Source organism: Ilumatobacter sp. (assembly GCF_049588435.1).
Classification (GTDB): domain Bacteria; phylum Actinomycetota; class Acidimicrobiia; order Acidimicrobiales; family Ilumatobacteraceae; genus Ilumatobacter_A.
The window spans coordinates 1-3,220 of record NZ_JBAVYV010000171.1; the positions used below are offsets into that span (position 1 = coordinate 1).

General features: G+C 67.2%; 6 protein-coding genes. 3 read left to right on the forward strand and 3 right to left on the reverse strand.

Features of this window, described 5'->3' with window-relative positions:
* The coding region (locus WBV89_RS06245) for a maleylpyruvate isomerase N-terminal domain-containing protein (protein WP_423980473.1) at window positions 1–301 on the reverse strand (301 nt) is incomplete at its 3' end.
* 47 nt (window positions 302–348) lie between these two features.
* On the opposite strand from WBV89_RS06245, the gene WBV89_RS06250 reads away from it, so the two are divergent.
* A complete protein-coding gene (locus WBV89_RS06250; protein ID WP_423980474.1) occupies window positions 349–993 on the forward strand; it encodes a NifU family protein in 645 nt (214 codons plus the stop codon).
* 54 nt (window positions 994–1,047) lie between these two features.
* Here WBV89_RS06250 and WBV89_RS06255 read toward each other — a convergent pair whose 3' ends face one another.
* Both WBV89_RS06255 and WBV89_RS06260 read right to left on the reverse strand, forming a co-directional pair.
* Window positions 1,048–1,296 carry a DUF2277 domain-containing protein gene (locus WBV89_RS06255; RefSeq protein WP_423980475.1) on the reverse strand — a complete coding sequence of 83 codons (249 nt, stop codon included), beginning with the start codon at window positions 1,294–1,296 and terminating at the stop codon, window positions 1,048–1,050.
* The gene (locus WBV89_RS06260; RefSeq protein WP_423980476.1) at window positions 1,296–1,583 is read right to left on the reverse strand and encodes a GNAT family N-acetyltransferase; all 288 of its coding nucleotides are present in this window, start codon (window positions 1,581–1,583) and stop codon (window positions 1,296–1,298) included. The genes WBV89_RS06255 and WBV89_RS06260 overlap by 1 nt, the downstream gene beginning before the upstream one ends.
* Window positions 1,584–1,618: 35 nt before the next feature.
* Between WBV89_RS06260 and WBV89_RS06265 the strand changes: the two genes are divergently transcribed.
* Window positions 1,619–2,527, forward strand: a complete 909-nt coding sequence (locus tag WBV89_RS06265; RefSeq protein WP_423980477.1) for a cation diffusion facilitator family transporter — start codon at window positions 1,619–1,621, stop codon at window positions 2,525–2,527.
* Between the two features lie 43 nt (window positions 2,528–2,570).
* Complete coding sequence (locus WBV89_RS06270; RefSeq protein WP_423980478.1) at window positions 2,571–3,209, forward strand: maleylpyruvate isomerase family mycothiol-dependent enzyme; 639 nt, start codon at window positions 2,571–2,573, stop codon at window positions 3,207–3,209.
* Window positions 3,210–3,220: the final 11 nt, after the last annotated feature.

Genomic DNA, 3,220 nt, shown 5'->3' on the forward strand with positions numbered 1-3,220 from the left:
CGAGCGCGTCCGCTCCGGTCCGCATCCACGCTCCGAGCGCGGCGTTGTCGGCATCGGCATCGGCGGCGGGTTCGTCGATGTCTCCGGGCCCGGGAGGCGCACCGGTTTGGGCGGCTCGGGTCGCCCAGCGGTGGACGTACGCGGTGTGGACCCCGAGCGTGCGCAGGTCCCACCCGGGACACGCCGCCACCGGGGTCGCGAGGTCCGCCTGTTCCAGGCACGAGGCGAGGCGGCCGGCATCGTCCCGGAGCCGCTGGTGTTGATCAGCGCGCGTGATCAGGGCGTTCACCTGCTCGTGCATGCGTCCGGTCCTGCTCCGTTCATCATGGCGACGGTAGCCTTTTCACCATGAGTCCCCTCGAAGCAATGGCGAGCGAATCCGACGCTGCGTCGGCCAGCGAACCGATCATCACGATCACGCAGGACGCCATCGAGAACCTCCTGGAGATGCGCGACGACGAAGCCGACGGCGATCAACTCGGCCTGCGTCTCGCGATCGCCTCCGATCCGGGACAGGATTTCCGCTACGACCTCTCGTTCGAGGAGTTCCTCAAGGCCGACTTCGCCGACGAGGTCCGGACCCACGACGGCCTCAAGGTGATCATCCCCGGCAAGGACGTCGAGCTGCTCACCGGTGCGACGCTCGACCACACGTCGACGCAGGGCCTGGTGATCCGCAACCCGAACAAGCCCGAGGCTCCCAGCGTCGAAGGTCTCACTGCGGACGATGCGCTCTCCGCCGAGATCGATGCCCTCGTCGCGGGCGAGGTCAACCCGGCGCTCGCCGCGCACGGTGGCTTCGTCACCTACGTCGGCCACGACGGCGAGGGGACGGCGTACATGACCATGGGCGGTGGGTGTCACGGCTGCTCGATGAGCAAGATGACGATGCTCGAGGGTGTCCAGACGATGCTCTCGGAGAAGATCGAGGAGATCGAACGGGTCAAGGACCTCACCGATCACTCGACGGGAGAAAATCCGTTCTACAGCTGAGGACGCACAGGACGCCGCTCGCTGCGTTCCCTGGACTCCTCATCGACGGCGGGATCAGCGGCGCGCGAGGCGGCGCAGGGGTGGTTCGGTCTTCGGGGGCTGTTTGCGCGGTGGGAGCTCGCTGAGCACGCGGGTGGAGATCGCGGTGATCTCGGCGACGGCGCGTTCGAACGCCTCCTCGGTGGCAGCCGACGTCTTCTGGACCCCGGTGATCTTGCGGACGTACTGACGGGCACCCGCTTCGATCTCCTCGGCGGTCGCCTCCGGCTCGAGCCCGCGGAGCGTGGTGATGTTGCGGCACATCAGGCGACCAACTCGTGGGTCGCCGGATCGTCGCGGATGTACTCGGCGGCGTAGGAGCAGAGCGGGCGGACTCGCTGGTCGCGGGACCGGACGGACTCGATGATTCCATTCATCAGTACGGCGGCGTATCCGTTGCCGCGACGGGCGGGGTCGGTCTCGACGTGGTGGACGGTCAGGACCTCACCGTCGACCGAGTAGTCGGCGTGAGCGATGAGTCGCCCATCGAGATGGAGGGTGAAGCGCGATGTTGCCGGGTCATCGCTGACGATCGGATCGGGTTCGGACATGCGGCCATCGTATCGGCCCGCTAGGGTGATTCTCAATGAGTGAGAATCACGACCACGAGCATCGGCACGACGGTGCCCGGCTCGGACTCGCCGCCGGTCTGAACACCGCGTTCGCCGTGATCCAGATCCTGGTCGGTCTCGCCATCGGGTCGGTCGTCGTCCTCGCCGATGCGGCGCACCAGGCGGTCGACGCACTCGGCCTGATCACCGCATTCGTCGCGGTGAGCATCGCGCGCCGCCCGCCCTCACGCGAATGGTCCTACGGACTCGGCAAGGCCGATGCACTGGGCGGCCTCGTCTCGGCGCTGCTGTTGCTCGGATCGGTCGTCTGGATCACCGTCGAATCGATCCGCCGGCTCATCGATCCCCAGCCGGTCGAGGGCGGTGGGGTGATCGTGATCGGTCTCATCGCGATCGTCGTCAACGGCATCGGCGTGGTCCTCGTCGGCCACGGCCACGGCGACGAAGCGATGTCGATGCGCGCCGCCCGTCTCCACCTGCTCACCGACCTGGCAGGTTCGTTCGTCGTCGTCATCGCCGGCCTGCTGCTCTTCACGACGGATCTTTCCTGGGTCGATCCGGCTGCGTCGCTGCTCGTGTCGGCAGCGGTGCTCTGGTCGACCGCTCGGCTGATCCGGTCGACGGTGGACGTCCTCCTCGACCGCGCTCCGAGCGACGTCTCGACGGCGCAGCTCGCGGCGATGCTGGTCGAACATCCGGACGTGGACCTCGCCCATCACGTGCACATCCGGTCACTCGGCGGTGGGCGCCGCACGGCGTCCGCCCATGTCGTCGTGCATGGCACGACGACGGTTCACCGCTCACAGGAGATCATCGACGACCTCGCCAGTCGCACCGACGAGCAGTTCGGGATCGAGCACGTGACCCTTCAGGTCGAGTGCGAGCACCACTGTTCCGACCACGGTCCGAATCTGGCAGTCTGACCGGGTGACACAGGATGGACTCGGCGTCAGGTATCGATCGGCCATGGAGTCATTCGTCGAGTTCGCGAGAACCCTGGACAACGACGATTGGTTGACGCCGGTGCCGTGCACCCCGCTGTGGACCGCACGCGACCTGTTGTCTCACGTGTCGGGTGTCCCCGACGACGTGCTCGCGGGACGGGTCGATGGCGCGGCGACCGATCCGTGGACGGCGTTGCAGGTGCAGCGCAACGCCGATGCGACCGTCGACGAACTGCTCGCCAGGTGGGAGACGCAGACCGACGACTTCGGCGCGGCGATCGAGGCGATCGGTGAGTTCCGGCCCCCGCTCGACTGCCATTCCCACGAACACGACCTTCGTCAGGCGCTCGGTCGCCCGGGGAGCCGCGACTCGGAACTCGTCACCTCCACCGTTGCCGCGCTGCTCGGCAATCTCGCCGACGTCCCGGTTTCGATCGAGGTCGATCTCGACGACGGGGCGACGATCGAGGCCGGCGACCCATCGGCGGGTGACCTCGTCGGTCTCTCGGCGTCGACGTTCGAGATCTTCCGCTCGATGCTCGGCCGACGTACACGCGCCCAGGTCCGAGGGCTCGAGTGGAGTGGTGATCCGGCGTCGATCGATCGGGTCGTCGACTCCTGGTTCATCTTCGGACCCAGCGAGATCGCGATCATCGAATGACCATTTCCTTC